Below are 26,134 nucleotides of genomic sequence, written 5' to 3'. Positions count from 1 at the left end.
GACGCTACGCACCGATTCCGGCCTTGTACATCCTTTTCGGGCCGGGTGGGCCCGTCCCACGCTCACGCCGAACCACCGAACAGCCGTCATCCGGAGGGCCGTTCGAGGCGGACGCCGATCACCCCCGCGGCCGTGCCCAGCACGATGTTGCCCTCCACCGACACCGCGATCCCGGTCACCGGCAGACCCGGGTTCAGCTCCACCGTCGTATCGTCGCCCGGTCGGCGCAGTCGGACCGGGCCGTCCGCCCAGGCCACCGCGATCAGCAGGCCCTCGGTGGTCTGTTCGCAGGCGAGCGCGGTCACCGGGGCGGCGCGGGCGTCCAGCGCGTCCGGGCCCGGCTCGGCGCCCGGGCTCCACATCCGCACCCGGCCGTCGCGCCCGCCGCTGATCACCAGCGTCGGCGCTCCGGCGGCACCGGTGCGGACCGCGCCCAGCGCGGTGACCGGGCCGGTGTGCAGCGGCGCGGAGAACACGCCGCGCGGCGGCGGCTCGTCGCCGGCCGGGGCCGAGGTCGGGGCCGGCGCGTAACACCACACGGCGCCCTCGGCGTCGCCGAGCGCGGGCAGCGGGTGTGCGCAGAGCACGGTCGGTTCGGCCCCGCAGGTGTCGACCAGGCGCTGGAATCCGGCCTCCAGGGCACCGCGCGGGCCGTGGTAGGCCGCGTCCAGGACGTCCACGCCGCCCCATCGGTTCAGCGTGGCGACCCGGCCGCCGTAGGTGCTCGCGAGCGCGCGGAGCGGAATCGGCCCGAAGGCGGCGCCGACTCGGCCGACGATGCCGCCGTCGGCGCCGCGCACGGTGCGGATCGTGCCGGTGTCGTCCACCAGGAGCGCCTGCCCCGCCAGCGCGCCGCGGCCCGACGCCGCGGCGAGCACCGGTCCCGGCCACCGGTCGGGCCGCTGCGGGTCGCCCTCGCCCCACCGGGCCCACTCGGCCCGCCAGCCCGGCGCCGCGGCCCGGGCCGCGAGTCGACGCGCGGCGTCGTCGTCGCGGCCGAGTCGGTGCATGGCGAGCAGGGCCGCCCGCATCCCCGACGCGGGCTCCGCGACCAGCGTGCCGTACGCGCCGCGAAACGCCGTCTGCGCCGGGTCCGCCCACTGTCCGGTGGCCACCAGCGCACCGGCCACCACGTGCGGCCGGGCCAGCGCCTGCACGATCGGGTCGACCGCGAGCGCCGCCGCGTCCCCGATCCGCACGCTGTGCTCCAGGATCGCCGACAGCCGCTCCTCCCCCGCGTCGTGGAGCCCGGCCAGGTCCACGATGCCCGCGTCCGCGTCCCGCCGCAGTGCCGCGTGCACCCGGGGCGCGCGGCCGGGATCGAGGCATTCCCGGCGCTGCCCCGCCACGAAGTCGGCGAGCGGTCCGGCCGGCAGCGCCCAGGTGTCGCCGCCGTCGAGCAGCGGGGGCAACGCGCGCGTCGCCGCCACGATCGGCGGGTCCGTCGCGGCGCCGCCCGAACCGGGCGCCGGTCCCGGATACAGGGTCGAACAGGCGATCGCCCACTGCCGGGCGGTCACGGGCAGGTCGAGTCCGTACAGCGCGGCCACGGCCGAGCGCACGTCCTCGGTCAGGCCCGCCCACCACGCCCGGTGGATCCGGGCGAACCGCTCCGCCGGGCCGCCGAGGTCGGCCGCCGCCGGGGCCGCCGCGAGGAACGACGCCGAGGCCCCGTCCACGCGGGCGGCGAGCCGGGCCAGGCCGGGGTGCGGGTAGGCGGCGTCGGCGGCCGGCGGCGACGTGCCCGGTGTGGCGGCGAGCAGTTCGGCGTACCAGCGGGCGAATCGGCCCGGGTGGGTCCACCTGGGTTCGTCCAGATCGAGCGCGGCCGGCCCCGCGACCCGGGTGAACGCGGCCCGGGTCGCGGCGTCCGCGCACTCCACGAGCAGCCGTACGTGCGGCAGGTCGAGCAGCGGGTCGAGCAGGTCGGTGACGATCCGGGCGCCCTCCCCGGGGCGGCCCGGCACGCCGGCGTGGTCGAGATCGGCGATCGTGATCACCGTGCGCCGGGGGTCCAGGGCCGCCCAGGCAACGAGGTGGCGAGGTGTTCGGGCCGCGACCCCGAGGTGCCGCGCCAGTTCCACGGTGACCCCGGGCAGGGTCGACCCGCCGGCCGGGACGAACGCGTGCAGTCGGCGGGCGGGCGGCGTGCCCGCCCCGGCGGTGGCCGCGTACAGCCAGGCCAGCAGGTGCGACTTGCCCGCCCCCGGCGAGCCGCCGACCAGGCACAACCGGGGCGAACGCGGATCGTCGAGCCACCCGAGCAGCGCGCGGGCGGCGAGGTGCCGCCCACCCGTCATGTGCGGCAGCCGATGCCCGTCCTGGTCGACCACGGTTTCCGTCCCCCGATTTCCACCACTCGTACCGCTCTGTGCCGCTCGTACCGCTCGTACCGCTCTGTGCCGTGCCCGGTCCGTGTGGCGCTTCGTCAGCGGTTTCCCGCCTGCTCGGCGATGTGCGTCATCAGCGCCCGCACGCCGTCCTCCCGGGACTGCGCGGTCTCCCCGTAGCCGAAGCCGTGGGTGAACTCGGCGTCGGGGAACAGGCGGCCCATCCACAGCGCGCAGTAGTGGCCGGGCATCAGGCAGGGTTCGAGTTCGCAGTAGACCCGCCGGACGTCCTCGGCGTCCACTCCCGCGGCCGCCAGCCGGTACCACAGCAGTTCCTCCGGATGCGGCAGCCCCGGGCGCGACGACTCGGTCAGGATGCGCGGTTCGCCGCCGGCGTCCACGATCTCGAAGGCGGCCGAACTGCCGATGTTGAGCGGGAGTCGCACGTCGTCCAGGACCCGCGGCCACCAGGACTCGCGCTCGACGAACGCGGCGGGATCGGCCGCCGTCAGCGCCTCGCGCAGTTCCCGGTACAGCGGGAACCCCTCCATCGGCTCGTCCACGGCGGCGATCCGGGGCAACACCTGGTCGAGCGTCAACAACCCGTCGGCGAACGCCTCCACGCTGCTCGCCACGGCCATCGCGGGCAGGTCGACGCCCAGGAACAGGGCCCGCACCGATCCGTCGCCGGCGACGTACAGCTCCGCCCCCTGATCGGTTCCGAGCCGAACCCGGTCCCGAAGTCCGGCATCGGGCAGCACCTCACCGACGGCGTCGGCGAACGCCCCCATGGTGAGCGGGTGTTCGTCCTCCGCGGCGATGAAGTACGCGCCGACCTGCACGGGCAGCGGCAGGCCGTCGAGGTCCGGCGACGCGTACGTGCGCAGCCCGTCCCGGCCGAAGCGCTGGTGGAGGGCGGCGGAGAGGTCGACGTTCATGGTGGTGCGGGTTTCCTTCCCGATCGCTCGGCTCGATCGCTCGGCTCAGCTCAGTGGATACAGGCCGTCGACGTAGGAGCCGAAATAGAAGACCCACAGGCTGTCCCCCTGATAGGGCAGCGGGTCGCGCGGCTCGATCCGGGCCCGAACGGAGTCGGCCACGTGCGCGTATTCGTCGTTGCCCGGCCCCCGGGTTCCCGGTGCCGTGCGCGGAGTCTCCTTTTCCAACAGCCACAACATGGTGCACAGCGAGGACAGGTCCCCGTTGATCGTGCAGTAGTCCGCCCCGTCCTCCGCAAAGGCGTGGATCCGGCCGGTTTCCAGGTGCAGGAAGACGTACCAGTGCTGGATTCCGCCCAGCAGGAGTACCGGACCGACGCCGTCCAACTCGGGCAGGTCCACACCCTCGTCCGGGTCGCCGAGATCCAACAGGCGCGAGGGCTGCGCGCCCTCCTCGCCGGCCAGCGCGGGGGCGATCTGGAAGAGCCCCTGCGGCAGGCCCACGTCGCACAGGAAGTCCAGATCCTCGGCCCGACCCTCCACCTCGGCGAGTGCGGCGCGCGAGGCACGCACGACCCGCCGCTCGGGAAACGCCTCCAGGAGCCGGCCCCGGTCGATGTCGAAGATCATCCATTACTCCAGCGTCGGGCTCAGGGATACCGGTACGTGTATACACCGGCCAGCGGACTCGTGTTGCCGGCCCGGTGGTGCTGCTCCAGGTCGAACATGTAGCGGTTGAACGGACCGTTGCGGTCCGCTCCGTCGAGCCGGGTCGAATCGAAGTCCGCGACGTGGCTCACCTCCAGCGGGGAGTTGCGCCCCGGGCCGTTGAGATGCATGTCGACCCACAGGTCGCAGCCGGCCCCGCCGGTCCGCGGGAAGACCTGGCAGGGCGCACGTTCGGTATACAGCCGGGTCACGTCGTTCTGCATGCCGTTGTGCACCATCGGCAACCCGATCGCTCGTTCCGAGTGGCCGCCGTTCTGGCCGCTGCTGCCCACCAGGATGAAGTCGCCGCCGGCCTGTCCGGAGGGGTCCCGGTAGTGCAGCGACGCGTAGTTGTTCCCGCCGTAGTCGTTGCCCGCCCGGCGCACGTCCTCCACCGCCTGGGACAGGTCCGTGGGGTGCTGCAGGGGCCGCGATTGCACGGGAGTGCGCGGACTGGCGCTGTCGTTGTCCGCCTGCTCCTTCTTCGAGAACCGGTCGTATCTCCCCTTGCCGCCCGGCACCGGGACCCGTTTCGGTTTTCCCTTGGGGGTGACCTCGGGATTGCCCTTGGCGTCGGTCTTGATGTTGACCCTGATCGTGCCGTCCGGATTGAGCACCCGGTCGATGCCGCTGTTCGTGCCTCCGTGGGTGGCCGGCACGAGTTGGCCGTTCACCAGTTGGTGGACCCGGCCGTTCTCGTCGACGAAGTACACCGGCGTGCGGTTCGGGCCGGGCTTTTGCGCGGCGTTGCCCGACGGGCCCTTGCCGTCGCGGTCGGCGTCGCCGATCTTCTTCGGGTCGCCGTCGATCCGCTGCCCGAACTTCTTGAGGTTGGCCTCCTCGGTGGCGGCCGTCTTCTTGGCGCCGACCCGCACATTCCCGGCGGTCTTGGCAACCGCCTGCTGGAGTGCTCCGCCGGCTCGGGTGTGGCCGGTGGACAGCGGCTCGAAGACCTTGCCGAAGGTCTGGCCCAGGCTGTCCTTGTTCCAGAACGAGCCCTTGGCCTGGAGTACGCCGGTCAACTTCGTGTGCGCGGCCTCGATCCGGGCGGCGGAGGCGTCGATGCCCCGGGCGCCGGACTCCACGTGTTCCGGTTTGTGGCTGAAGCCGTTGCCGCCCCTGGGCGGCGGCCCGGCGGGTGCGCCGGTCTTGGAGGTGGTGGTGGCTGGCGGGCCGCCGGGTGTGCCACCGGTGTCGCCGCCGGGACGTTTGGGTGCCTTGGGCACGGTCGTGGTCGGTGCCCCGCCGCTCGGCTTGGTCGTATCGTGACCGGTGCCCGAGGCGCCCGAATCGCCGCCTTTCGGACCGGTCTTCGTCTTGCCCATCCCCGATCGCCTCCCCGTAGGACGTCGTGTGCGTACGACGTTCCGGGAGTGGGCGAACCGAGGCCGCCGGGGCCGACGCGAGGCGCGCCCGCCCGTTCGATGCGGGGCGACCCGCTTGCGGCCGCCGCGCGCCACTGCCCCCGTAGTGATCGAACGACGCCGACCAACTTACGTTCGATACCCGCGGGAACCAACCGGGTTCGGGTCAAGTAATGGAAATCCTGGGGCAGTCGAGGGTGTTTCCGCAGGGACGTGTCGCCGGACCGAGCCGGATCGCGACCTCAACCGCGGTCGTCTGCCGCGCGGTTGGTCAGGACCAGGGCCGCCGCGACGGTGGCCGCGCCGATCAGGACGGCCGCGAACGTCGTGGTTCCGGTACGCAGGCCCACCGCGTCGCTCAGGTAGCCGGCGGCGACCGGGAGCAGGCCGGCGGGCAGGTAACCGCCCACGCTCAGGGCCGCGTTGGCCTCGGCGGCGCGCTCGCGCGGGACATGCGCGCCGAGGAGGGTGAGGCCGCCGAGTTGGCCGAGGCCCTGACCGGCGCCGGCGAGGATCGCGGCCGTGATCAACAGGGGCGCGGACGCGAGGTGTACGGCGGCGATCAGCACGATCATGCCGGCGGCGATCGCGGCGGCCCCGGCGAGCAGCACCGTGCGCACCGCCCACCGGCGCACCGCGAACTGCGCGCCGGTCGCGGCGGCGAACATGGCGAACGCCGTGGCGCCGGCGACGATCCGGCTCGACGTGTCGAGGAGGTCGGCCAGGAGGGTGGGGCCGAGCGAGAGCACGAACGAGGTGGCGGTGATGCCCGGGGCGAACACGGCGATGCCCAGGAGCAGTCGGCCTCGGCCGGCGGCGGGCACGGAGGGCACGCGGAACCACCGGGCAGCCGCGGGAGGCGCGGTGGCCGGTCGGGCGAGCGGCAGCCGGTACACGACTGCGAACGCCGTGGCGAGCAGCACCGCCTCGACCACGAACACGGTGCTGGTCGGCCCGGGTACGGTCTCGGACAACCCGCCCGCGAGCATCGGCCCGAGCCCGGCGCCGAGCACCATCGCGGACGAGGCCGCCAACGCCGCGAGCCGCCGGTGTGCCGATCCGGCGATGTCGGCGACCGCGGCCATCCCGGCCGATACGGTCGCGCCGACGGCGATGCCGGTGAGCAGGCGCGCGGCGACGAGCGCGGGCACCGAGGCGGCGGTGGCGAAGAGGAGGCAGGCGAGCGCGGCCAGACCGAGCGCGGGCAGCAGTACCGGTTTGCGGCCGATCCGGTCGGAGAGCACGCCGGCGACGGTGAGCGCGCCGAGCAGGCCGACGATGTAGGCCGCGAAGATCACGGTCGACGTACCGGAGGAGAAGCCGAGTTCGCGCCGCCAGAGGACATAGAGCGGGGTCGCCGCGTTGGAGAGCACGAACACGGCGGTCACCGGCCAGGCGGCGAGCCCGATCCGGGCGGGCGAGGCGGGCGCGGGCGGGACGGAAGCGGGCACGGCGGGCGCGGGCGCGTGGCGAACGTCGGTCGGTGACATGGAACCCCCAGGACGCGGCTGTACGAGTCGAGTCGTACTATCTGTACGAGTCGATTCGAACATGAAGTGCAGTACGATGCAACTCGTACAGCAGCGGCCGGCCACGGCCGCCCACGGCGAGGAGAGATGCCCAGTGGCCCACAACGCGGTCGTCCGCCCGGTCCCCCACGACGCCCCCGAGCCGCTGCCGGAGCCCGCGGCCGGGGAGTTGCGCCTCGAAGCGGTCATGGGCGCGCTGAGCACCCCGCTCCGGATGGGCATCGTGCGCACGCTGCTCCTGGACTCGACCGAGTTCGACCACACGTGCGGCTGGTTCGGGCTCGGCCAACCCAAGTCCTCGCTCACCCACCACTTCCGCGCCCTGCGCGAGGCCGGCCTGATCCGGCAGCGCCAGTACGGCCTGGAACGCCGCAGCCACGTCCGCGTCGACGACCTGGACCACCGCTTCCCGGGCCTGCTGGACCTGGTCGCCGCCTGGACCCCCGCCCCCGCGCCGACCGACGCTTGAGCCCGGTCCGGCCGCAGCGGTCGCGACCGTACCGGCACACGCGCTACAGGCGGTCGTACCAGCCCGGGTGGCTGTTGTGCAGGGCCGCGAGGGCCAGGAGTATCCGGCAGTCGGCCCGACCCGGCGGCAACTCGTAGGAGTCCGTGGTGCCCATGCTGCCCAGGTATTCGAAGACGCGCCTGCCGTCGTGGCGCCAGATGGTGCGCAGCGGCAACCTCGGCGCCTTTCCGCCCAGTACGGCCACCGCCGTCATCAGCCCCCACAGCGGGGACAGCGCCCACCACGCGATCCAGCCGAACGTGGTGCCCTTGGCCGCGTGCAGCGTCGGGCCCTCGGCCGGGCGGATCGTCCAGGACGTGCGGCGCAGTCGGCGAATGCTGCCCTGCTCGCGGTGCACCGTCGCCAGGTGCTCCCCGGCCGGTCCGGTGATGCTGTAGACCGCGTAGTCGGGTGCGGCGGAGTAGGTCCCCACCGCGGCGATCCGCTGTCGGCGGGCGCGGTCGGCCCACAGGACCAGATGCCGCGAAGGGGAGCTGCCCATGCCGTCGGTGGGCGCCGCGTCGATGTACGCGACGTCCTCGTAGTGCCGTTCGCCCTGCGGGCGGACCCGGACGATCGGGCCGACCCACGTATGGGCGGGCACGTCCCTGGCTTCATCAGCCTGGAGTGCGCGGCGTACCTCGATTGCGGCACCCGCGCCGGTGTGAAGCGCGACGGTCATGTGCGTCCAGAGTTCGGTAAACGGCCGGTCTGGACAGCAGGGTAGACAGCACGGAGGCCCCGTGGGGAACGCGGGAGTGAGAACCCCACCAAAGCGTGCACCGGTCGGGCGGAATGTCCGTCCGACCGGCGGGTTCGGCCCATGTCGGCCTGTGTGCGGGGGACTTACCCGCGCGGGGCGGCAAGTCCGGCGAAGTCCTCGCGGTGGTCCAGGGCCCAGGCGCGGAAGCTGCGCCCGGGCCGGCCGGTGATCGCCTCCGTGGTGCCGGAGACGGGCTCGGGGTCGACGGAGTGCTGCCACAGGTCGAGGAGGGCGTTGGCGTAGCCCTCGTTCATGTGTCGGGTCAGATCCGCCAGCGCCTCCTCGCGGCTCACCTCGACGAACGGCAGCTCGTGGCCGAGGACATCGGACAGGATCGCGATCTGGTCGGCGAAGGACATCGATTCGGGGCCGTTGAGGTCGAGCGTCTCGCCGAGGCGGTCGCCGGTCAACAGCACGGCGGCGGCGACGTCGGCGATGTCGTCCTCGTGGATGGGGGCCAGCTGGGCGTCGGGATAAGGGAGTTGGATGCTGTCGGCGCCGAGCAGCCGGTATTTCCAGCCGATCGTGTTGCCGGCGAACGCGCCGGGGCGCAACACCGTGTACGGGAGGCCGGATTCGGCGACGGCGACCTCGACCGCGTGGTGGCTCGCGGCGAGCGGGTTGGCGGCGGGGTCGGGCGCGGCGGCCGCTGCCGAGGACAGCAGCACGATGTGCCGGACTCCGGCGGCACGGGCGGCCGCCAGGAAGTCGGCGATGCCGGCGGCCTCGGCATAGAGGAAGACGCTGTGCACGTCGCGCAGCGCGGCGGCGGCGTCGGCGGCGGGCTCGGCCAGCGACAACCGGACGGCTTCGACGCCGGGGGCCGGGTCGAGGGCGGTCGGGTCGCTGCTCGCGATCCGGACGTCGCGGCCGGCGGCGAGGAGGCGGGTGACGACGCCGCGGGCGACACTGCCGCGGGCGCCGGTGACGAGGGTGGTCATGGGGATCGATGTCCTTGCGTACGTATGCATGGGCCGTCGTGGCGCGTCGACCGGGGCCTGCGCGCTCCGAACGGTGTTCGTTACGAACAACGTACGTTCCGAACGGCGTTCCGTCAAGGCGTTATGCTCGGACCATGTCGAACCCTCCCGGCGCACCTCGACGGTCCGCCCCCGCCGCCCCGGTCAGCCGCCGCACCCGCCCGGCCAAGGCCGCGCTCAGCGCCGACGCGCTCGTGTCCGCCGCGCTCGCGATCCTGGACGCGGACGGGCTGGAGGCGGTGACCATGCGGCGGGTCGCCCAGGCGCTCGACACGGGCGCGGCGTCGCTGTACGTCTATGTGGCGAACCGGGACGAACTGCTGGCGCTGGTCTACGACCGGGTGGTGGGCGAGATCCCGCTGCCCGCCGTCGGCCCGGTCGGCGCGCCCGTGCCGCACTGGCGGGCGGAGCTGACCACCCTGATCGGCGACGCCGTCACCGTCCTCGGCAACCGGCGCGGCATCGCGTCGGTGGCCCTGGGCGACGTCCCGACCGGCCCCAACGCGCTGGCCCTGGCCGAAACGATCCTGGGCCTGCTCGCCGGCGCGGGCATCGACGACCTCACCCGCTCGCTCGCCCTGGATTTGATCAACCTCTACATCACCGCCGCCGCGACCGAACAGTCCGCCTACGCCGCCAAGGGCGAACAGGGCCAGACGGAGGAGAGCGCGGTGGCCGGCATGAACGAAACCTTCGCCCGCCTGTCCGCGACCGCATACCCCCACCTGGTCGCCATGCGCCCCACCCTCACCGAAGGCTCCGGCGACGAACGCGACGCCTGGGCAATAGAAGTCCTCCTCAACGGCATCCTCACCACCCCGGCCCGCCGAACCTGACCCCGCCCCACCGCTCACCCATCGACGAGCGATCCACACAGAGCGGTCCGGACCCCGAGAACCGAGCCACGCGCATCCCGTCGACGGGCCGCACCGGCTGATGGCCCGTCGACGGGATACCGGTCAGGCCACCCGGAAGGACGTGTCGCCGATGCTGACGGTGACGTCGAGCCGACCACCCAACGCGGCCGCGTACGAGCGCAATGTCTCCAGCTCCATGGCCTCGAGGTCGCCGGTCTCGATCTGGGACACGCGCGCTTGGGACACGCCGAGAATCGCCGCCACCTCGGCCTGTGTCCGACCCAGGGACTTGCGCAGTTCCTTGAGGCGGAAGCCGACGACGTAGGCGTCCAGTTCGGCCCGGGCCCGCGACTGGACCCCGGGATCGGCCAAAACCGGGTTGACTCGGTGGGCATCGGCCTTGACGTCCTGCCAGCGCCGTGCGGGACTCATGATCGTTGCTCCTTTGCTCCTCGCGGTACCGCTGATATCGGGCTTCCGCGAGCGAATCACGCGTCAAATATAACGCCTGGCTTATATTCGTCCAGAAGAAGCGCTTGGCCGTGGCGATCTTGTCGGGGGGCGTGAGGAGGGCCACCTGGTGGGGTGGTGTCGTGGGGGGTTTTCGGGTGGGCAGATCTTCACAATGACCCTCATGGAAGATCTGGCCGAACCCGTGGCCCCGGCCCCACGTTCTCGACCCGTCGTCGGCGCCGGTCGCACCGCCGCCGAGGTGGAGAAGTTGCGTGGGGTGCGGCGGATGAAGGTGATCGCCACCGGGTTTTTGGTGTTCGCCGTCGTGTTGTTCGTGCTGGCGCGGTGGGCCGAGGCTCGCGGGGCCGGGGCGTGGGCCGGGTATGTACAGGCGGCGGCGGAGGCCGGAATGGTCGGCGCGATGGCCGACTGGTTCGCGGTGACCGCGCTGTTCCGGCGCCCGCTCGGGCTGCCGATCCCGCACACCGCGATCATCCCGACCCGCAAGGACGCCCTCGGGCGCAACCTCGGCGAGTTCGTCGGCGAGAACTTCCTCTCCGACGCGGTGGTGCGGCAGCGCCTGGCCCGCATGGAGGTCTCCCGGCGCGCCGGCACCTGGCTGGCCGCCCCCGGACACGCCGAACGGGTCACCGAGCAATTGGGCGCGCTCGCCCGCGCCGCGCTGACCGTGCTGCGCGACGAGGACGTGCAGAACGTGTTCGGCCAGGCGATCACCCGTCGGGTCTCCGCCCAGGCCGTGGCCCAGCCGATCGGCGAACTGCTCGACCGGCTCGTGCGCGACGGCGCGCACCACGGCCTGGTCGACCTGGTGGCGACCAAGGCGCACGACTGGCTGGAGACGCATCGCGAGGCCGTGCTGCGCGTGGTCAGCGAGGAGTCCCCCGGCTGGTCCCCGCGCTTCCTGGACCGGCAGATCGCCAACAAGGTGCACCGCGAACTCGTGCGCTTCGCGGGCGCGGTGCGCGACGACCCGGAGCACTCGGCCCGACTCGCCGTGGACACCTTCCTCGCCGACGTGGCCCGCGACCTCCGGCACGACCCGGCGATGATCGCCCAGATAGAGCGCCTGCGCGACCGCACCATCGCGCACCCGGCCGTGCAGGACCTGATCGCGTCGGTGTGGGGCGCCGCCCGGGCGATGCTCGTCGAGGCCACCGAGGACCCCGACAGCGCGCTGCGCAACCGGGCCACGGACGCGATCCGTGCACTGGCGACCCGGCTCGCCGAGGACCCGCGCGTGCGCGGCAAGGCCGACCGTTGGATCGAGCAGGCCGCCGCCTACGTGGTGACCACCTACCGCGACGAGATCACCGCGCTGATCACCGACACCGTCGGCGCCTGGGATCCCAAGGAGACCAGCCGCAAGATCGAGATCAACGTCGGCCGCGACCTCCAGTTCATCCGGATCAACGGCACCGTCGTCGGCGCGCTGGTCGGCCTGCTGATCCACACCCTCACCCAGGTGCTCGGTTGAGCCGGCCCCGACGCCGCCGCACTCAGCCGCCCGGCCGCGCCGACTGCGACAACTCCTCAGCCCGCGCCTTGGCCGCCCGCAGGTCCACCTTGCCCGCCGCCGTGCGCGGGATCGACTCGACGAAGTGGATGCGCTTGGGCGTCTTGTAGCCGGCGATCCGGGTCCGGGCGTGCGCGGTGATCGCCTCCGCTCCCGGGTCGGTGCCCTCGCGCAGCACCACGAGCGCGGTGACCGCCTGGCCGAAGCGCGGGTCGGGGACACCGACCACGACCGCGTCGAACACGTCCGCGTGCGACTTCAGCGCGTCCTCCACCTCGTCCGGGTACACCTTCTCGCCACCGGTGTTGATGGTCGCGCTGCCCCGCCCGAGCAGCAGGATGCTGCCGTCCTTGTCCAACTGGGCGTAGTCGCCCGGCAGTACCCAGCGCCGCCCGTTCGCGTCCCGCACGAACGTGGCCCGCGTCTTCTCGTCGTCGCCGTGATACCCGAGCGGGATGTGCCCGCCGACGGCCAGTCGGCCCACGTCGCCCGAGCCCGGCTCGACCGGCACCAGGCGATCGTCCAGGACCGTCGTGGTCTCCGAGGAGGCGAACCGGGTGGCCGTGCCCGGCGCACCGGTCTGCCGCATGGCGGCGCCGGTCTCCGACGCGCCGAAGCTGTCGATCACGAACATCCCGGCCTGTTCGAGCGCGGTCCGCACCGCCGCGCTCATCGGCGCCCCGCCGTTGCTGATCGCCTTGAGCGCGGACAGGTCGTAGGTGTCGGGGTTGGCCGCCAACCAGTCCGCGAGGGGCCGGCCCATGCCGTCGCCGACCACGGCCATCGACAGCGCCTTCTCCCGGGACGCCAGCGCCATCACCGCGTCCGCCTCGAAGGCGCGCCCGGTCCACATCAGGAACGTGTTGCCCATGTAGAAGGTGTTCCACATCGACCACTGCCCGCCGCCGTGCATCATCGGCGCCAGGCCGAGCGTGGTCATTCCGGCCGACTCGCGCACCGTCCGCGCGAGTTCGTCCGGCGTGCGCAGCTTCGGCCGGGCGCCGCGCCCGGCCTGGAGGGCGGCGAAGAAGATGTCCTCGCCGCGCCACAGCACACACTTGGGCATCCCGGTGGTGCCGCCGGTGTACAGGCCGTACAGGTCGTCGTCGCTGCGCGCGCCGAAGCCGCGTGCGGGCGAGGCCGCCGCGAGCGCGTCCTCGTAGCCCACGGTGTCCTCGGCCGGTTCGGTCGCGCCGTCCTCGAGGATCACCACGTGCCGCAGCGTGGGGAAGTCGGCCCGGATCGCCGCGGTCGCGCCGGCGAACGAGCGCTCGGCGATCACCGCGACCATGCCCGAGTTCTCGTACAGGTAGCGCAGTTCGGCCTCGACGTAGCGGTAGTTGATGTTGATCGGCACCGCCCGCGCCTTGTGGCAGCCGATCATCGCCTCGACCCACTCCGCGCGGTTCCACGCGTGGATCCCGACGAAGTCCCCCGGCTCGATCCCGGCCCCGAGCAGGTGGTGCGCGACCCGGTTGGCCCGCTCGTCCAGTTGCCGGTACGTCAGGCGTACCTCGCCCGCGATCATCGCGGTGCGGTCGGGGATCGCGTCCACCACGATCTCGAACAGGTCGGCGAGGTTGAACGACGGGCTGACGGACGTCATGGTCGGCTCCCACGGCGGATGTACGGATGCTCCCGACACCGGGGATCCGGGGCCGAGGCGGGGATCCCATCCGGTCGGAGGCAGGGTCGGGCCAACTTACCCTTGACTCGATCAAAAGAATAGCCGCGCCACGTTCCGGCAAAGCGCTGTCGGAACCTGCCCGCGCGGCGGTACTTTCTCGCCACGAAGGCCCGGCATATGTCCCCGAACAGCCGGTTGCTCCGGACTTGCCCGGCCAGGCACGATCCACGACCGAACTCCGGGGGAGACATGCGCGTTCTGGGTGGCAGATACGAATTGCTGGAGTCGGTCGGGCACGGCGGGATGGGCGTGGTCTGGCGCGGCGTCGACCGCGAACTGGGCCGCACCGTCGCGGTCAAGGTGTTGCCCGTCGAGCTGACCCGGCAGCAGGAGTTCCGGGACCGGTTCCGGCGCGAGGCGCGCACCGTCGCCGGCCTGTCCCACCCGGGCGTCGCCACGCTGTACGACGTCGGCGAGGACACCACCGGCGCCGAGCCGATCCCCTTCCTGGTGATGGAGTTCGTCGACGGTCGCACGCTGGCCGAGGCCCTGCGCGAGGGCCCGCTGCCGATCGGCCGCACCGTCTCGATCGCCCACGACGTCGCCGACGCGCTCGTGCACAGCCACGGCCACGGCGTGGTGCACCGCGACCTGAAGCCCGCCAACATCATGCTGACCTCGACGGGCGGGGTGAAGGTGCTCGACTTCGGCATCGCCAAGGTGCTCGCCGAGACGACCACCCGGCTGACCGCGACCGGGATGACCGTGGGCACCCCCGCGTACCTGTCCCCGGAGCAGATCGAGGGGCGCGACGTCGACGCCCGCACCGACCTGTACTCGCTCGGCGCGCTGATCTACGAATTGCTCACCGGCCGGCCGCCGTTCCTGGCCGATTCGCCGTTCGCGGTGATGCACCAGCACCTGTCCAGGCCGCCCACCCCGCCGTCGGCGATGCGCCCGCAGGTGCCCGAGGAGTTGGACGCGGTGGTGTTGCGGCTGCTGGCCAAGCACCCCGACGAAAGGTTTCCGACCGCGAGTCGGCTGCGCACGGCGCTGGAGGACGTCCGGGGCCGGTCGGCCGCGAGCAGGCCCGCCCCCGACACCGCCCACAACCCGAACGCCGACCGGCAGCCGGGGCGAACCCCCGATCCGGTCGCGACCACCGGCACCGACCGGCCGCCGCCCGTTGCGATGTCGCCGCCGACACCGGCGCCGACGCGGGCCCGGCCGCCCGACCCGGGCCCGCCGCCCCCATACGACCTCGGCCCGCCGCCGTGGCGGCCCGATCTCCCGCCGTCCGTCGACTCGGCGCCGCAGCGCTCCGGCGGCCCCTGGGCGGTCCGCTTCCGGCTCGGCGCGGACGGTCTGCTCGCCGTCGCGGGCGGCGCGATGCTGGCGGCCGCGTGGCTGAGCACCCGGCCCGAGGGGTTCAAGGGGTTCAACTACCTGTGTCTGGCCTCGGCGGTGCTCGCCGCCGTCGCGCTGTTGTGGTCGGCGCGGCTGGCGGTGGTGCTGGTGTGGGGGCCGCTCGCGGTGTTGGCCGCCGCCCTGTTCGCGCCGGCCTACCGCCGAAGCTACCGACGGCAGCCGTTCTCCGCCTACGGCGACTCCGACCATTGGAGCGCGACCGACCCGACCGGCGAGGAGTTCACCGCTATCGTGCCGTTCGCGCTGCTCGCCCTGGTCTTCCTGGTCGCGTTCCTGCGGCGACGCGACGCCCCTGCCGTGTACGTCGCCGCGTTCTGGCTGTTCGCGGCGCTGACCGGTTGGTCGTGCACGTCGCTGGGCAACGGCGGCCTGATGATCGCGCTCTGGGTCGTGCTGGCTCTGCTGACCGCGATCGAATCGGCCCGCGAGGTGCGCTCCCGGCGCCCGGCCGCGACATCGCCGAAATTTTTCGGTCGATCGACGCAACCCGCGTGAGCGCACACGCGTCGAGATGATGAGGACCCGCCGGGGGATTGCCGTCCCTGACCCGGCGGGCCCGTTTCATGCCGAAGTTTTCCGATGGCACATCAGGTGCCCTTGAACTCCGGGGTCTTCTTCTCCGCGAAGGCTCGCGGACCGATCTTGGCGTCGTCGCTCATGAATACCCGCATTCCGATCTGCGATTCCAGCTTGAACGCATCTTCCTCGGTCAACTGGTCGGTTTCACGCAGAACGCGCAGGACCGCCTGAACCGCGAGCGGACCGTTGGCGGCGATCTGGTGGGCGATCTCCTTCGCCTTCCCCAACGCGCCGCCGTCGGGTACGACATGCCCGATCAGACCGAGCTCCTTGGCTTCGGGCGCCTTGATGTGGCGGCCCGTCAACAGCAGGTCGGCGGCGACAGTGTACGGAATCTGCCGGCGCAGGCGCACGGCGGACCCGCCGAGCGGGAACAGACCCCAGCGCACCTCGGAAACCCCGAAGCGGGCCGACTCGCCGGCCACCCGGATGTCGGTGGCCTGAAGGATCTCGGTGCCGCCCGCGATGGCCGGGCCCTCGATGGCGGCGATCAACGGCTTGGTGAGGGTGAAGCCCTTGAGACACCACTTCATCACGGACATGTCCATGGCCGGCCTGCCCTCGCCGCCCTTGAACGCGTCGCCGGGCGCGCGCCGGCTCATCGCCTTCAGGTCGGCGCCGGCGCAGAACGCGCCGCCGGCTCCGGTGAGGATGGCCACCCGGATCTCGGGGTTGTCGTTCACCTCGTCCCAGGCGGCCTCCAGGATCTCGACCATCTCGCCGGTGACCGCGTTGCGGGCCTCGGGGCGGTTCATCGTGATGACCAGGACGGGGCCGTCCCGCTCGACCAGGGCGTGCGGTTCGCTCATGTCTGTTCGTCTCCAGAAAATCCGGGGATCACGGGATGCGGCGCCGGCGGGGCCGCACCTGGGGTGGGCTCGGGCGAGCCGGTCAGGCGAACTCCCCCGCCGGCGTGGCCGCGAAGCCGGCGCCGATCCGCAGCGCCTGCTCGGTGGCGCCGCCGAGGGAGAGTTCGAGCTGCTTGGCGTGGTTGAAGTAGCGGTGCACGAAGTGTTCCTCGGCCACGCCCATCCCGCCGTGCACATGCACGGCGGCGTGCGCGACGCGGTGGCCGCCGTCGGCCGCCCAGAACTTCGCGGTCGCGATCGCCTCGGCCGGGTCCAGGCCCTCGGCCACCCGCCAGGCCGCCTGCCAGGTGGTCAGCCGGATCGCCTCGACGTCGATGTACGCGTCGGCCAGCCGGTGCCCCACCGCCTGGAACGAGCCGATCGGCCGCTTGAACTGCACCCGCTCGCTCGCGTACTTCGCGGTCTCGCGCATCGCCTTCTCGGTCACCCCGAGCTGGGTCGCGCACAGCGCCAGAGTGGCCAGCTCGCGCAGGTTCACCGCCGCGTCGGGACCACCGAGCGCGGTGCCCGAGGCCCGCTCCAGGGTGACCAGGCCCGCGATCTCCTTGGCCGTGGTCAGCTGGGCCTCGATCCGCACGCCGGGCGCCTTCGGGTCGACCAGGAACACACCCGCGTGGCCCTCGCCGAGGTCCGCGGACACCAGGATCAGGTCGGCGACGGTCGCCGCCGGCACTCCGGTCTTGACCCCGTCGAGGTGCCAGACCCCGTCCGTGCACACCGCCTTCGTCGCGGGCGCGGCGCCGTCCCGGCCGTACGGCTCGGCGAGCGCGTAGGTCAGGATCCGCGAGCCGTCCACCGCCCCCGGCAGCCAGGCCGTCTTCTGCTCGTCGGTGCCCAGCCGGCTCAGCAGCGCCGCGGCGACCGCGATCGAGGGCCCGAACGGCACCGGTGCGAGCGTGCGGCCGATCTGTTCCAGGATCAGACACTGCTCGAACACGCCGTAGCCGGAGCCGCCGAACTCCTCCGGCAGGCCGATCCCGAGCAGGTTGGCCTTGGCCAGCTCCGCCCACAATTCGCGGTCCAAGCGCGGCGCGCCGTCCTGCTCGACCCGCCGGTCCAGCGCGGTCAGCGCCTCGTGGGTGACCCGCTCGCCGAGGATCCGCCCCGCCAGGCCCACCAGGTCCTGCTGTTCTTCCGTGTAACCGAAGTCCATTTCACCTGTCCTTGTCAGCGTGGTGACGGCGGGTCAGCGCGGCGGCCGGGGCAGCCCGAGGCCCAGCATCGCGATCATGTCGCGCTGTACCTCGTTGGTGCCGCCACCGAAGGTGAGGATGAGCGCCGTGCGGTGCATCTTCTCCAGCCGGCCGCGCAACACCGCGCCCGGCGAGTCCTGCTGGAGGTAGGCGTCCTCGCCCAGGCACTCCATCAGCAACCGGTAGGCCTCGGTGGCGAATTCGGTACCGAAGATCTTGGTCGCCGAGGCATCGGCCGGGCCGACCTTGGCGCCGTGGTCGACCGCCCAGGCGATCTTCCAGTTGACCAGCTTGAGGAACTCCACCTTGGCGTGCACCCGGCCGAGGTTGGCCTGGACGTGCTCCCGGTCGATCACGCGCGAGCCGTCCGGCAACACCGCCCGCTCGGCCCAGCGCCGGGTCTCGTGCAGCGCGAGTTGGATACCCGCGGCCGAACACAGCGCCACCCGCTCGCGGTTGAGCTGCCCGGTGATCAGCTTCCAGCCGCCGTTGAGCTCGCCGACCATCGCCGACGCGGGTACCCGGACGTTCTCGTAGAAGGTCTGCGAGGTGGTCTGGCCGCCCATGGTCTTGATCGGGGTCCAGGAGAAGCCCTCGGCGTTCGTGGGCACCAGGAACATGGTCAGCCCCTTGTGCCGGGGCGCGTCGGGGTCGGTACGCGCGGCCAGCCACACGTAGTCGGCGACGTGGATCAGCGAGGTCCACATCTTCTGCCCGTTGATGATCCAGTCGTCGCCGTCGCGGACCGCCTTGGTGGTCAGCGCGGCGAGGTCGGTGCCCGCGCCCGGCTCGGAGTAGCCGATCGAGAAGTGCATGTCGCCGGCGAGGATCTTCGGCAGGAAGAAGTCGCGCTGCTCCTGCGTGCCGTACTCCATCAGGGTCGGGCCGACCGTGTTGATGGTCAGGAACGGCACCGCGGCGCCGGCCAGGGTGGCCTCGTCGGTGAAGATCAGCTGTTCCAGCATGGTGCGGTCCTGGCCGCCGTACTCCTTGGGCCAGCCGATGCCCAGCCAGCCGTCCTCGCCCATGCGCTTGACGACGCGGCAGTACGCGCCGTCCTTGCCCATCAGGCTGGTCTCGCCCGCGGCCTGCTCGGCCCGGATCTCGGGCGTCATGATCCGCGCGAAGTATTCGCGCAGTTCCCGTCGCAGGTCCTCCTGCTCGGGTGTGTAGGCGATGTGCACGTGGTCTCCCTGATAGCCGTGGACCTGGTGGCCGTGGACCTTGCCGGCCGTGGACGCTGTCTGTCGGTCGCGGGACGCGGGGTCGAGGACCCCGGGCGGTCGCCGGGTTCACCCCCGGGGCAGGCCCAGGATGCGTTCGGCGACGACGTTGAGCTGGATCTCCCGGGTGCCGCCGCCGAGCAGGACCGCGGGCAGCGAGAGGTACTCGGTGAGCGGTTCGCCGGCGGGGCCGTCGAGGTGTGTGCCGCCGGGGCCGAACCGCTCCAGGCGCGCGGTGACCACGGCCCGCTGGTGCTCGGTGACCGCGAGCTTGAGCACGCTGGAGGCGGCGCCCGGGTCGAGCCCGGACAGGCGCTGCAGGGTCGAGCGCAGGGTGAGGGCGCGCAGCGCGAAGTTCTCCGCCGCGAAGGCGCCGAGCCGGGCGAGCGGCGCGGGGTCGTCGACGGCGGCGGGAGCATCTCCCGCGAGGTCGGCGACCAGCTTGCCGAACGCCTGCATGCCCGGCCCCCCGGCGATCATCACCCGCTCGTTGGCCAGCGTCGTGCGGGCGATCCGCCAGCCCCCGTTCACCTCGCCGACCACCGCGTCGTCGGGGACGAACACGTCGTCCAGGTAGACCTCGTTGAACTCGGACCGGCCGTTGGCCTGCTTGAGCGGCCGCACGTCGATGCCGGGCGTGGCCATGTCCACCACGAAGTACGTGATGCCCTTGTGCTTGGCCGCGTCCGGGTCGGTCCGGGCCAGACAAATCCCGAAGTGTGCCTCGTGCGCCTTGGAGTTCCACACCTTCTGGCCGTTGAGCCGCCAGCCGCCCTCGACCTTGGTGGCGCGCGTGGCCAGCGCCGCGAGGTCGGAGCCGGCGCCCGGTTCGCTGAACAGTTGGCACCAGACGATGTCGCCGCGCAGGGTGGCCGGCACGTACGCGTCGCGCTGCGCCTCGGTGCCGTGCGCCATGATCGTGGGCAGCGCGAACTCGCCGATGACCGTGCTCGGCGGCGTCAGCCCGATCCGGGCGAACTCCTGCTGGATGACCACCTGTTGGGCCGGGTCGGCGGCGATCCCGTACGGCCTGGGGTAGTGCGGCGAGACATAGCCGAGTTCGGCGAGGCGCTGTCGGCGGGCGGGTTCGGGCAGCACGTTCGCCGCCGCCAGGTTCGCCGCCACCTCGGCCCGGAAGGCGCCCGTGTCGTCCTCGTCGAGTTCGAGGTCGAAGCGCCGGGTGGGGCCGCCCGCGAGCGCGGCGCGACCGAGCCGTGCGGTCCACTCCCCCGCCGGGCCGAGCCACTGGCCGAGGAAGATCGCCCGGCGCCAGTACAGATGGATGTCGTGCTCCCAGGTGAAGCCGATGCCGCCGAGCATGGTGATGCAGTCGAGCGCCACCTCACGGGCCAGGGGCAGGCAGAGCACGGCGGCCTCGGCGGCGGCCAGGGCCAGTTGTTCCCCGGCGTCGGGGGCGTCGTCGTCGGCGGCCCGGGCCGCGTCCCAGGCGGCGGCGCCCGCGAGTTCGAGCCGGGTGAACAGGGTGGCAGCCTTGTGCTTGACGGCCTGGAACGAGCCGACCGCGACGCCGAACTGCTCGCGGACCTTGACATAGGCCAGCGCGGTCTCGAAGCACCAGCGGGCCACCCCGACGGCCTCGGCGGCGGCCAGGACGGCGGCGAGTTCGCGCACCCGGGCGGTGGTGACACCGGGAAGGACCCCGGACGCGGGGATCTCCAGGCCGTTCGTACGCACCCGGGCCACGCCCCGGGCCAGGTCGAGCGGGCCGAGCGCGGTGACCTCGACGGCCGCGCCGGGCTCGACCACGAACCAGATCTCCTCGGCCCGGGTCGGGTCGGCGTCGGTCCGGGCGCCGAGCAGCAGGTAGGTCGCGCCCACGGCACCGGGGACCGGCTCGACGACGCCGTGGATCTGCCAGCCGCCCGGGGTGGCGCGCGCGGTCAGGTCCGGTACGACGGCGACCGCGCCGGTGGCGCCCTCGGCGAATGCCGGCAGCAGCGCCTTGGCCGGTTCGGGGCCGGCGTGGCGGGCCAGTACGGCGCTGGTCAGCACGCTGGGCAGGTACGGGCCGGGCAGCAGGCCGCGGCCGGTCTCCTCGACGGCGACGGCCAGTTCGAGCAGCCCGGCGCCCGCGCCGCCGTACTCCTCGGGCAGGTGCACGGCGGTCAGGCCCTGGGCGACCAGCGCGGCCCAGCAGTCCGGCGGCGCGCCGGCGGACAGCTGCTCGGCGGCGCGGCGGGTGCTCTCGATCGAGGCGTGGCGAGCGACGAAACCGGCTACCGATTCCGCGAACGCCCGATGCTCGGTGGCGAATCCGATCGGCACTGTGTACTCCCTCACCAATACTTGTCTCGATCAAGTAAGCGGACAGGCTACCTGACTGGATCCTGGGTCGCCAGATCCGCGCGGCCGGGCGGCAGGCGGCTTGTGGCGGTCGGGCGCGGGCGCGCCGGGTTCAGTTCGGGCGAGTGGACGGCAGACCCAGCTTGCGGTGGTCCCAGGAGACGATCCGGTCCGGGACGACCTTGATCACCACGCGCTTGTTCAGCATCATCTCCACGGCCGGGCGCAACTCCTCGGTGTACGGCGCCGCGTAGCGGCTGAACACGCTCACCCCCAACTCCCAGATCCGCTCCGGCTCCTCGACCACCTCGGCCTTGCCGACGATGGACACCCCGCGCAGTTCCTCGTAGTACTCGCCGGCCTCGACCAGGCAGGTGATGGTCGGATTGCGCCGCACGTTCAGCACCTTCTGCGCACGGGCCTTGCTCTCCAGGGCGACGTCGCCCTCCAGGAAGCCGTACCACATGCCGATCGAGTGGATGCTGCCGTCGGCGTTGAGCGTGGACATCGTCATCGAGTGCCGCCCGGCCAGGAACGCGGCGACCTCCTCGTCCGTCATCCGGACCCGGTCCCGCTGCTTGACGCCGTGGCCCATGTGCTCGCCCATACCGCACTCCCCTTTTGATTGCCTGGGTCAACCATTTGTACACTGCCACGCCCGGGGCTCGATTGACAGACCGTCAGTTCCGGCACCACCCAGGCCCGGAGCGATGATTGACACTGCGTCAGGTCCTGCCTAGCGTCGGCGCCATGACCCGAACCGACGACTCCGAGGTCCCCGACTACCCGGCCCGATTCCGCCTCGACGGGCGCGGCGTCGTGCTGCTGGGGGCGGGCCAGGGCATCGGCCGGCAGACCGCGCACGCCCTCGCCCAGTGCGGCGCCCGGGTGTTCGCCGTGGACCGCGATCCGGACCTGGCCGCCGACATCGCCGAGGAGGTCGACGGCATCGCCTGGTCCGGCGACGCGACCTCCCGCGCCGACGCCACGCGCATGTGGGCCGACGTCGAGGCGCGCCTGGGCCGGGCACACGCGATCGTCGACATCATCGGCATGAGCCGCTACGCCGACCTGCTCTCGATCACCGACGAGGACTGGACCTGGCACCAGGACGTGGTGCTGCGCCACGCCCTGCTCGCCCTGCAACTGGGCGGCGCGCACCTGGCCGCGCACGGCGGCGGCGCGATCACCTTCGTCGCCTCGGTGTCCGGCCTCACCGGCGCCCCCATGCACGCGGCCTACGGCGCCGCCAAGGCCGGCCTGATCTCCCTGGTCCGCTCCGCCGCCGTCGAACTGGGCCCCCGGGGCATCCGCGTCAACGCGGTCGCCCCCGGCGTCGTCTGGACCCCAAGGGTCTCCGCCTACCTCGGCGAACCGGGCCGCAAGGCCAACTCCGCCAACGCCCCCCTGAACGACGTGGCCCTCCCCGCCGACATAGCCGGCCCCCTCCTGTTCCTCACCACCGACCTGTCCCGCTACCTCAGCGGCCAGGTCCTCACCGTCGACGGCGCGGTAAGCGCGAAGTTCCCGTACCCCCTACCGGACATGGACGTGGCGCCCCACTGAGAACAGCCGAGAAGATCGCCTTTTCGAGTGAATCCGGGCGACTCTGTTTGGCAACCTTGCGCTGGTCAGAGGCCATACATGGGCCGTTGCGCCCTTCGGCTCAATGGCGGCAGACGGAGATATGCTCTTTTCGAGTGACGGATCCGCCGTGAGGAACTGCCATGTCCGAGACCGTGACCGACCTCGACAGTGAAAACTTGGCAGTCGCCGCACAGATACTGGGAACCGCAACAAAGAGTGACACCGTCAACGAGGCCCTGCGACTCCTCACCGAAGACGTCCGGCGCCGTAAGGCGGCTATCGAGGGCATGAGGAAGTTGGTCGACGAAGGCGCCTTGGACTTCTCGATCTTCGGATTTCCCGATGAGTACGAGCCGCTGGAGAACCCTCGATGACCCAGGATTCGTACCTCGTGGACACGTCTGCACTCGTCCGGTTCTACCGCAGGTAAACCAGCGAAGCGTGGGACGAGCCGTTCGAGGCCGGGCGCGTCGGCCTGTGCGAGCCGGTTCGCCTGGAGTTTCTCCGGCAACTCGGCACAACCTCGTCCTTCTCCACGCCGACCGCGACTTCGAGGTCATCGCCAAGCTCACCGGGCAACCCGTCCAGCGCATCGACGCCCGCTGACCCGCACCTGAGAGGATGCGAGGAGGCGAACACGGTAGCGAGTAGTGGAGCGAGGAGTACGCGGTGAGCGATGTACGGCGCGTAGGGGTGGTAGGGGCCGGGCTAATGGGGTCCGGGATCGTCGAGGTCTGCGCGAAGGCCGGGCTCGATGTGCTGGTGGCGGAGACCAACGCGGCGGCGGCCGAGGCCGGTCGGACCCGGGTGACCAAGTCGATCGATCGTGGGGTGAAGGCGGGCAAGCTCGCCGAGGCCGATCGCGACGCGGCGCTGGCGCGGGTCACGTACACCACCGACCTGGGCGAGTTCGCCGATCGTGACCTGGTGATCGAGGCGGTGGCCGAGATCGAGGAGGTCAAGACGCAGATCTTCGCCACCCTGGACAAGGTCGTCACGCGCGAGGACGCGATCCTGGCGTCCAACACGTCCTCGATCCCGATCATGAAGCTGGGCATGGCCACGTCCCGGCCGCAGCAGGTCGTCGGGATCCACTTCTTCAACCCCGTGCCGGTGCAGAAACTGGTCGAGCTGGTGCCCTCGCTGCTCACCGACGAGAGCACGGCGGCGCGCGCCGAGGCGTTCGCGTCCGAGGTGCTGGGCAAGACGGTGATCCGCTCGCAGGACCGCGCCGGCTTCGTGGTCAACTCGCTGCTGGTGCCGTACCTGCTCTCCGCGATCCGGATGTTCGAGTCCGGCTTCGCCTCGGCCGAGGACATCGACAACGGCATGGTGCTCGGCTGCGCGCACCCGATGGGCCCGCTGCGGCTGACCGACCTGATCGGCCTGGACACGATCAAGGCGGTCGCGGACAGCCTCTACGACGAGTTCAAGGAGCAGCTGTACAGCTCGCCGCCGCTGCTGCTGCGCATGGTCGACGCCGGGCTGCTCGGCAAGAAGACCGGCCGCGGCTTCTACCAGTACTGAGCCCGGCCCCACACGCACCATGAGGGCGGTCCCCATCGGGGCCGCCCTCGTGGTGCGTGTGGCCGGCTACGGCGTGCGCGCCTCGACCTTGTCGATCCGTACCGGCTCGCGGCCCGACGCCGGGTCCGCCTCCGCTCCCGGCTGCCGCTGCTCGGCCTTGGCCACCACGACCGCCTGGCCCGTCTGCAGCGGGACCTCCTTGATCAACAGCACCACGATCAGCGCGAGCAGCCCGAACGGCGCCGCGAACAGGAAGATGTCGCCCACCGCGTGGCCGTAGGAGTTCTCCACGATGCCGCGCGCCGGCTCCCGCAGGTGGTGCACGTTGGGGATCCCGCCCCCGCCGCCGGCGCCCGACTTCAGCCCCGCGTCGGAGAGGTAGCCGGTGACCTTGGTCGCCATCACCGCGCCGAGCGCCGATACGCCGACCGCACCGCCCAGGCTGCGGAAGAACGCGACGACCGAACTGGCCGCGCCCAACTGGTGCACCGGCACCGCGTTCTGGACCGCGAGCACCAGGTTCTGCTGGAGCGCGCCGATGCCCATGCCGAGCAGGAACATGTACACCCCGAGCACCCACAGGTTCGTGTCGGCGCGAGTGGTGCTCATCAGGGTCAGCCCGAGGGTCAGCGAGACGCCGCCCATCACCAGGTAGCGCTTCCAGAACCCGGTCGCGGTGATCAGCTTGCCGACCACCGTCGAGGCGATCACCAGGCCGCCGATCATCGGCAGCGTCATCAGGCCGGACACGGTCGGCGACTTGCCGCGGGCGATCTGGAAGTACTGACTGAGGAAGACCGACGAGCCCATCATCGCCAGACCCACCGCGAGGCTGCCGAGCACGGCCAGCACGATGGTGCGCTGCTTGAACAACCACAGCGGGATGATCGGCTCCGCCGCCCGACCCTCGACCCGGATGGCCAGCGCGATCAGCAGCAGCGAGCCGAGCACCATGGCCGCGGTCTGCCAGGAGACCCAGGCGTAGTTCTTGCCCGCCAGCGAGACCCACACGAGGAGCACCGACACACCGGCGCTGATCAGCGTCGCGCCCAGGTAGTCGATGGTGACCTCACGCTTGACCACCGGCAGCTTCAGGGTCTTTTGCAGGATGACGATCGCGGCCACCGCGAACGGTACGCCGACGTAGAAGCACCAGCGCCAGCCCAGCCACGGGGTGTCCACGATCACGCCGCCGATCAGCGGCCCGCCGACGGTGGCCAGCGCGAAGGTGGCGCCGAGGTAGCCGCTGTAGCGACCCCGCTCGCGCGGCGAGATCATCGCGGCCATGATCACCTGCGCGAGGGCGGTGAGACCGCCGACGCCGACGCCCTGGATGACCCGACAGCCGATCAGCATGCTCGTGTTCTGCGACAGGCCGGCCAGCGCGGAGCCCGCCACATAGATCACCAGCGCGAGCTGGACCAGCAGCTTCTTGCTGGTCAGGTCGGCGAGCTTGCCCCAGATCGGGGTGGTCGCGGTCATCGCGAGCAGTGTGGCGGTGACCACCCAGGTGTAGGAGGTCTGGCTGCCGTGCAGGTCGGAGATGATCCGCGGCAGGGCGTTGGACACGATCGTGGACGACAGGATGGCCACGAACATGCCCAGGAGCAGCCCCGACAGGGCCTCCATGATCTGCCGGTGGGACATCGGCTCCGCCGATGTCTGCGCGGCCGGCGCTGCGGCCGGTGCGTTGCTCATACCTACCCCTTCTGCTGCGGATGCTCTGCGCCCGGACGCGGCTTCCCCACCCCCGACACTCGTTGCTTGGTACAACCATAGCAAGCTTTGTTGCTGCAAGCAACTTTCAAGAGATGGTCAAGTCGGCGCGCCTCA

General features: G+C 72.0%; 22 protein-coding genes. 7 read left to right on the top strand and 15 right to left on the bottom strand.

Annotated features, from left to right (window positions below; translation table 11 throughout):
- Window positions 1–86: 86 nt before the first annotated feature.
- The 5 genes from B4N89_RS23795 to B4N89_RS23775 form a co-directional block, all read right to left on the bottom strand.
- Entirely contained in the window at window positions 87–2,333 is a 2,247-nt protein-coding gene (locus tag B4N89_RS23795) for a hypothetical protein (protein ID WP_078977840.1), read from the bottom strand.
- A 95-nt stretch (window positions 2,334–2,428) separates the two neighbouring features.
- Complete coding sequence (locus B4N89_RS23790; protein ID WP_078977839.1) at window positions 2,429–3,268, bottom strand: nucleic acid/nucleotide deaminase domain-containing protein; 840 nt, start codon at window positions 3,266–3,268, stop codon at window positions 2,429–2,431.
- 45 nt (window positions 3,269–3,313) lie between these two features.
- A complete protein-coding gene (locus B4N89_RS23785; protein ID WP_078977838.1) occupies window positions 3,314–3,898 on the bottom strand; it encodes an SUKH-4 family immunity protein in 585 nt (194 codons plus the stop codon).
- A gap of 20 nt (window positions 3,899–3,918) precedes the next feature.
- Window positions 3,919–5,301 (bottom strand): hypothetical protein, encoded by a 1,383-nt coding sequence (locus tag B4N89_RS23780; RefSeq protein WP_078977837.1) that lies wholly within the window; start codon window positions 5,299–5,301, stop codon window positions 3,919–3,921.
- A gap of 281 nt (window positions 5,302–5,582) precedes the next feature.
- Entirely contained in the window at window positions 5,583–6,830 is a 1,248-nt protein-coding gene (locus B4N89_RS23775; RefSeq protein ID WP_078977836.1) for an MFS transporter, read from the bottom strand.
- 61 nt (window positions 6,831–6,891) lie between these two features.
- On the opposite strand from B4N89_RS23775, the gene B4N89_RS23770 reads away from it, so the two are divergent.
- Window positions 6,892–7,338 (top strand): ArsR family transcriptional regulator, encoded by a 447-nt coding sequence (locus tag B4N89_RS23770; RefSeq protein WP_235618747.1) that lies wholly within the window; start codon window positions 6,892–6,894, stop codon window positions 7,336–7,338.
- Between the two features lie 43 nt (window positions 7,339–7,381).
- Here B4N89_RS23770 and B4N89_RS23765 read toward each other — a convergent pair whose 3' ends face one another.
- Both B4N89_RS23765 and B4N89_RS23760 read right to left on the bottom strand, forming a co-directional pair.
- Entirely contained in the window at window positions 7,382–8,059 is a 678-nt protein-coding gene (locus tag B4N89_RS23765) for a hypothetical protein (RefSeq protein ID WP_078977835.1), read from the bottom strand.
- A gap of 164 nt (window positions 8,060–8,223) precedes the next feature.
- Window positions 8,224–9,081 carry an SDR family oxidoreductase gene (locus B4N89_RS23760; protein WP_161500796.1) on the bottom strand — a complete coding sequence of 286 codons (858 nt, stop codon included), beginning with the start codon at window positions 9,079–9,081 and terminating at the stop codon, window positions 8,224–8,226.
- 134 nt (window positions 9,082–9,215) lie between these two features.
- Here B4N89_RS23760 and B4N89_RS23755 point away from each other — a divergent pair, with 134 nt between their 5' ends.
- Window positions 9,216–9,956 (top strand): TetR/AcrR family transcriptional regulator, encoded by a 741-nt coding sequence (locus B4N89_RS23755; protein ID WP_078977833.1) that lies wholly within the window; start codon window positions 9,216–9,218, stop codon window positions 9,954–9,956.
- A gap of 123 nt (window positions 9,957–10,079) precedes the next feature.
- Here B4N89_RS23755 and B4N89_RS23750 read toward each other — a convergent pair whose 3' ends face one another.
- Window positions 10,080–10,409 (bottom strand): helix-turn-helix domain-containing protein, encoded by a 330-nt coding sequence (locus B4N89_RS23750; protein WP_078977832.1) that lies wholly within the window; start codon window positions 10,407–10,409, stop codon window positions 10,080–10,082.
- Window positions 10,410–10,611: 202 nt separating this feature from the next.
- On the opposite strand from B4N89_RS23750, the gene B4N89_RS23745 reads away from it, so the two are divergent.
- The gene (locus tag B4N89_RS23745; protein WP_235618746.1) at window positions 10,612–11,925 is read left to right on the top strand and encodes a DUF445 domain-containing protein; all 1,314 of its coding nucleotides are present in this window, start codon (window positions 10,612–10,614) and stop codon (window positions 11,923–11,925) included.
- Window positions 11,926–11,947: 22 nt separating this feature from the next.
- Here the strand turns inward: B4N89_RS23745 and B4N89_RS23740 are convergent, their stop codons facing one another.
- The gene (locus B4N89_RS23740; RefSeq protein WP_078977831.1) at window positions 11,948–13,570 is read right to left on the bottom strand and encodes an acyl-CoA synthetase; all 1,623 of its coding nucleotides are present in this window, start codon (window positions 13,568–13,570) and stop codon (window positions 11,948–11,950) included.
- A 270-nt stretch (window positions 13,571–13,840) separates the two neighbouring features.
- Here B4N89_RS23740 and B4N89_RS23735 point away from each other — a divergent pair, with 270 nt between their 5' ends.
- The gene (locus B4N89_RS23735; protein ID WP_161500795.1) at window positions 13,841–15,514 is read left to right on the top strand and encodes a protein kinase domain-containing protein; all 1,674 of its coding nucleotides are present in this window, start codon (window positions 13,841–13,843) and stop codon (window positions 15,512–15,514) included.
- 92 nt (window positions 15,515–15,606) lie between these two features.
- On the opposite strand, the gene B4N89_RS23730 is transcribed toward B4N89_RS23735, so the two are convergent.
- The 5 genes from B4N89_RS23730 to B4N89_RS23710 form a co-directional block, all read right to left on the bottom strand.
- Entirely contained in the window at window positions 15,607–16,407 is an 801-nt protein-coding gene (locus tag B4N89_RS23730; RefSeq protein WP_078977829.1) for a crotonase/enoyl-CoA hydratase family protein, read from the bottom strand.
- A gap of 82 nt (window positions 16,408–16,489) precedes the next feature.
- Entirely contained in the window at window positions 16,490–17,620 is a 1,131-nt protein-coding gene (locus tag B4N89_RS23725) for an acyl-CoA dehydrogenase family protein (RefSeq protein WP_078977828.1), read from the bottom strand.
- A gap of 33 nt (window positions 17,621–17,653) precedes the next feature.
- The gene (locus B4N89_RS23720) at window positions 17,654–18,844 is read right to left on the bottom strand and encodes an acyl-CoA dehydrogenase family protein (protein ID WP_078977827.1); all 1,191 of its coding nucleotides are present in this window, start codon (window positions 18,842–18,844) and stop codon (window positions 17,654–17,656) included.
- Between the two features lie 108 nt (window positions 18,845–18,952).
- Complete coding sequence (locus tag B4N89_RS23715; RefSeq protein WP_078977826.1) at window positions 18,953–21,169, bottom strand: acyl-CoA dehydrogenase; 2,217 nt, start codon at window positions 21,167–21,169, stop codon at window positions 18,953–18,955.
- A 130-nt stretch (window positions 21,170–21,299) separates the two neighbouring features.
- Window positions 21,300–21,794, bottom strand: coding sequence for a pyridoxamine 5'-phosphate oxidase family protein (locus tag B4N89_RS23710; protein WP_078977825.1), 495 nt, complete (start codon window positions 21,792–21,794; stop codon window positions 21,300–21,302).
- 143 nt (window positions 21,795–21,937) lie between these two features.
- Between B4N89_RS23710 and B4N89_RS23705 the strand changes: the two genes are divergently transcribed.
- The 3 genes from B4N89_RS23705 to B4N89_RS23695 all read left to right on the top strand — a co-directional run bounded on the left by B4N89_RS23705 (window position 21,938) and on the right by B4N89_RS23695 (window position 24,301).
- The gene (locus B4N89_RS23705) at window positions 21,938–22,753 is read left to right on the top strand and encodes an SDR family NAD(P)-dependent oxidoreductase (protein ID WP_078977824.1); all 816 of its coding nucleotides are present in this window, start codon (window positions 21,938–21,940) and stop codon (window positions 22,751–22,753) included.
- Between the two features lie 161 nt (window positions 22,754–22,914).
- Window positions 22,915–23,148: a hypothetical protein gene (locus B4N89_RS23700; RefSeq protein ID WP_078977823.1), complete on the top strand. Its 234-nt coding sequence runs from the start codon at window positions 22,915–22,917 to the stop codon at window positions 23,146–23,148.
- 295 nt (window positions 23,149–23,443) lie between these two features.
- A complete protein-coding gene (locus B4N89_RS23695) occupies window positions 23,444–24,301 on the top strand; it encodes a 3-hydroxybutyryl-CoA dehydrogenase (protein WP_078977822.1) in 858 nt (285 codons plus the stop codon).
- Between the two features lie 66 nt (window positions 24,302–24,367).
- Here the strand turns inward: B4N89_RS23695 and B4N89_RS23690 are convergent, their stop codons facing one another.
- On the bottom strand, window positions 24,368–25,999 hold the full coding sequence (locus tag B4N89_RS23690) for an MDR family MFS transporter (RefSeq protein ID WP_078977821.1): 1,632 nt from the start codon (window positions 25,997–25,999) through the stop codon (window positions 24,368–24,370).
- Between the last annotated feature and the right edge of the window lie 135 nt (window positions 26,000–26,134).

The organism is Embleya scabrispora (assembly GCF_002024165.1).
Lineage (GTDB): Bacteria > Actinomycetota > Actinomycetes > Streptomycetales > Streptomycetaceae > Embleya > Embleya scabrispora_A.
This window is presented reverse-complemented; position numbering and strand designations above follow the sequence as displayed.

Coding starts and splice junctions, on each gene's coding strand:
- B4N89_RS23790 (WP_078977839.1), bottom strand. CDS start 3,268: ATGAACGTCGACCTCTCCGCCGCCCTCCACCAGCGCTTCGGCCGGGAC.
- B4N89_RS23785 (WP_078977838.1), bottom strand. CDS start 3,898: ATGATCTTCGACATCGACCGGGGCCGGCTCCTGGAGGCGTTTCCCGAG.
- B4N89_RS23780 (WP_078977837.1), bottom strand. CDS start 5,301: ATGGGCAAGACGAAGACCGGTCCGAAAGGCGGCGATTCGGGCGCCTCG.
- B4N89_RS23775 (WP_078977836.1), bottom strand. CDS start 6,830: ATGTCACCGACCGACGTTCGCCACGCGCCCGCGCCCGCCGTGCCCGCT.
- B4N89_RS23770 (WP_235618747.1), top strand. CDS start 6,892: ATGAAGTGCAGTACGATGCAACTCGTACAGCAGCGGCCGGCCACGGCC.
- B4N89_RS23765 (WP_078977835.1), bottom strand. CDS start 8,059: ATGACCGTCGCGCTTCACACCGGCGCGGGTGCCGCAATCGAGGTACGC.
- B4N89_RS23760 (WP_161500796.1), bottom strand. CDS start 9,081: ATGACCACCCTCGTCACCGGCGCCCGCGGCAGTGTCGCCCGCGGCGTC.
- B4N89_RS23755 (WP_078977833.1), top strand. CDS start 9,216: ATGTCGAACCCTCCCGGCGCACCTCGACGGTCCGCCCCCGCCGCCCCG.
- B4N89_RS23750 (WP_078977832.1), bottom strand. CDS start 10,409: ATGAGTCCCGCACGGCGCTGGCAGGACGTCAAGGCCGATGCCCACCGA.
- B4N89_RS23745 (WP_235618746.1), top strand. CDS start 10,612: ATGGAAGATCTGGCCGAACCCGTGGCCCCGGCCCCACGTTCTCGACCC.
- B4N89_RS23740 (WP_078977831.1), bottom strand. CDS start 13,570: ATGACGTCCGTCAGCCCGTCGTTCAACCTCGCCGACCTGTTCGAGATC.
- B4N89_RS23735 (WP_161500795.1), top strand. CDS start 13,841: ATGCGCGTTCTGGGTGGCAGATACGAATTGCTGGAGTCGGTCGGGCAC.
- B4N89_RS23730 (WP_078977829.1), bottom strand. CDS start 16,407: ATGAGCGAACCGCACGCCCTGGTCGAGCGGGACGGCCCCGTCCTGGTC.
- B4N89_RS23725 (WP_078977828.1), bottom strand. CDS start 17,620: ATGGACTTCGGTTACACGGAAGAACAGCAGGACCTGGTGGGCCTGGCG.
- B4N89_RS23710 (WP_078977825.1), bottom strand. CDS start 21,794: ATGGGCGAGCACATGGGCCACGGCGTCAAGCAGCGGGACCGGGTCCGG.
- B4N89_RS23705 (WP_078977824.1), top strand. CDS start 21,938: ATGACCCGAACCGACGACTCCGAGGTCCCCGACTACCCGGCCCGATTC.
- B4N89_RS23700 (WP_078977823.1), top strand. CDS start 22,915: ATGTCCGAGACCGTGACCGACCTCGACAGTGAAAACTTGGCAGTCGCC.
- B4N89_RS23690 (WP_078977821.1), bottom strand. CDS start 25,999: ATGAGCAACGCACCGGCCGCAGCGCCGGCCGCGCAGACATCGGCGGAG.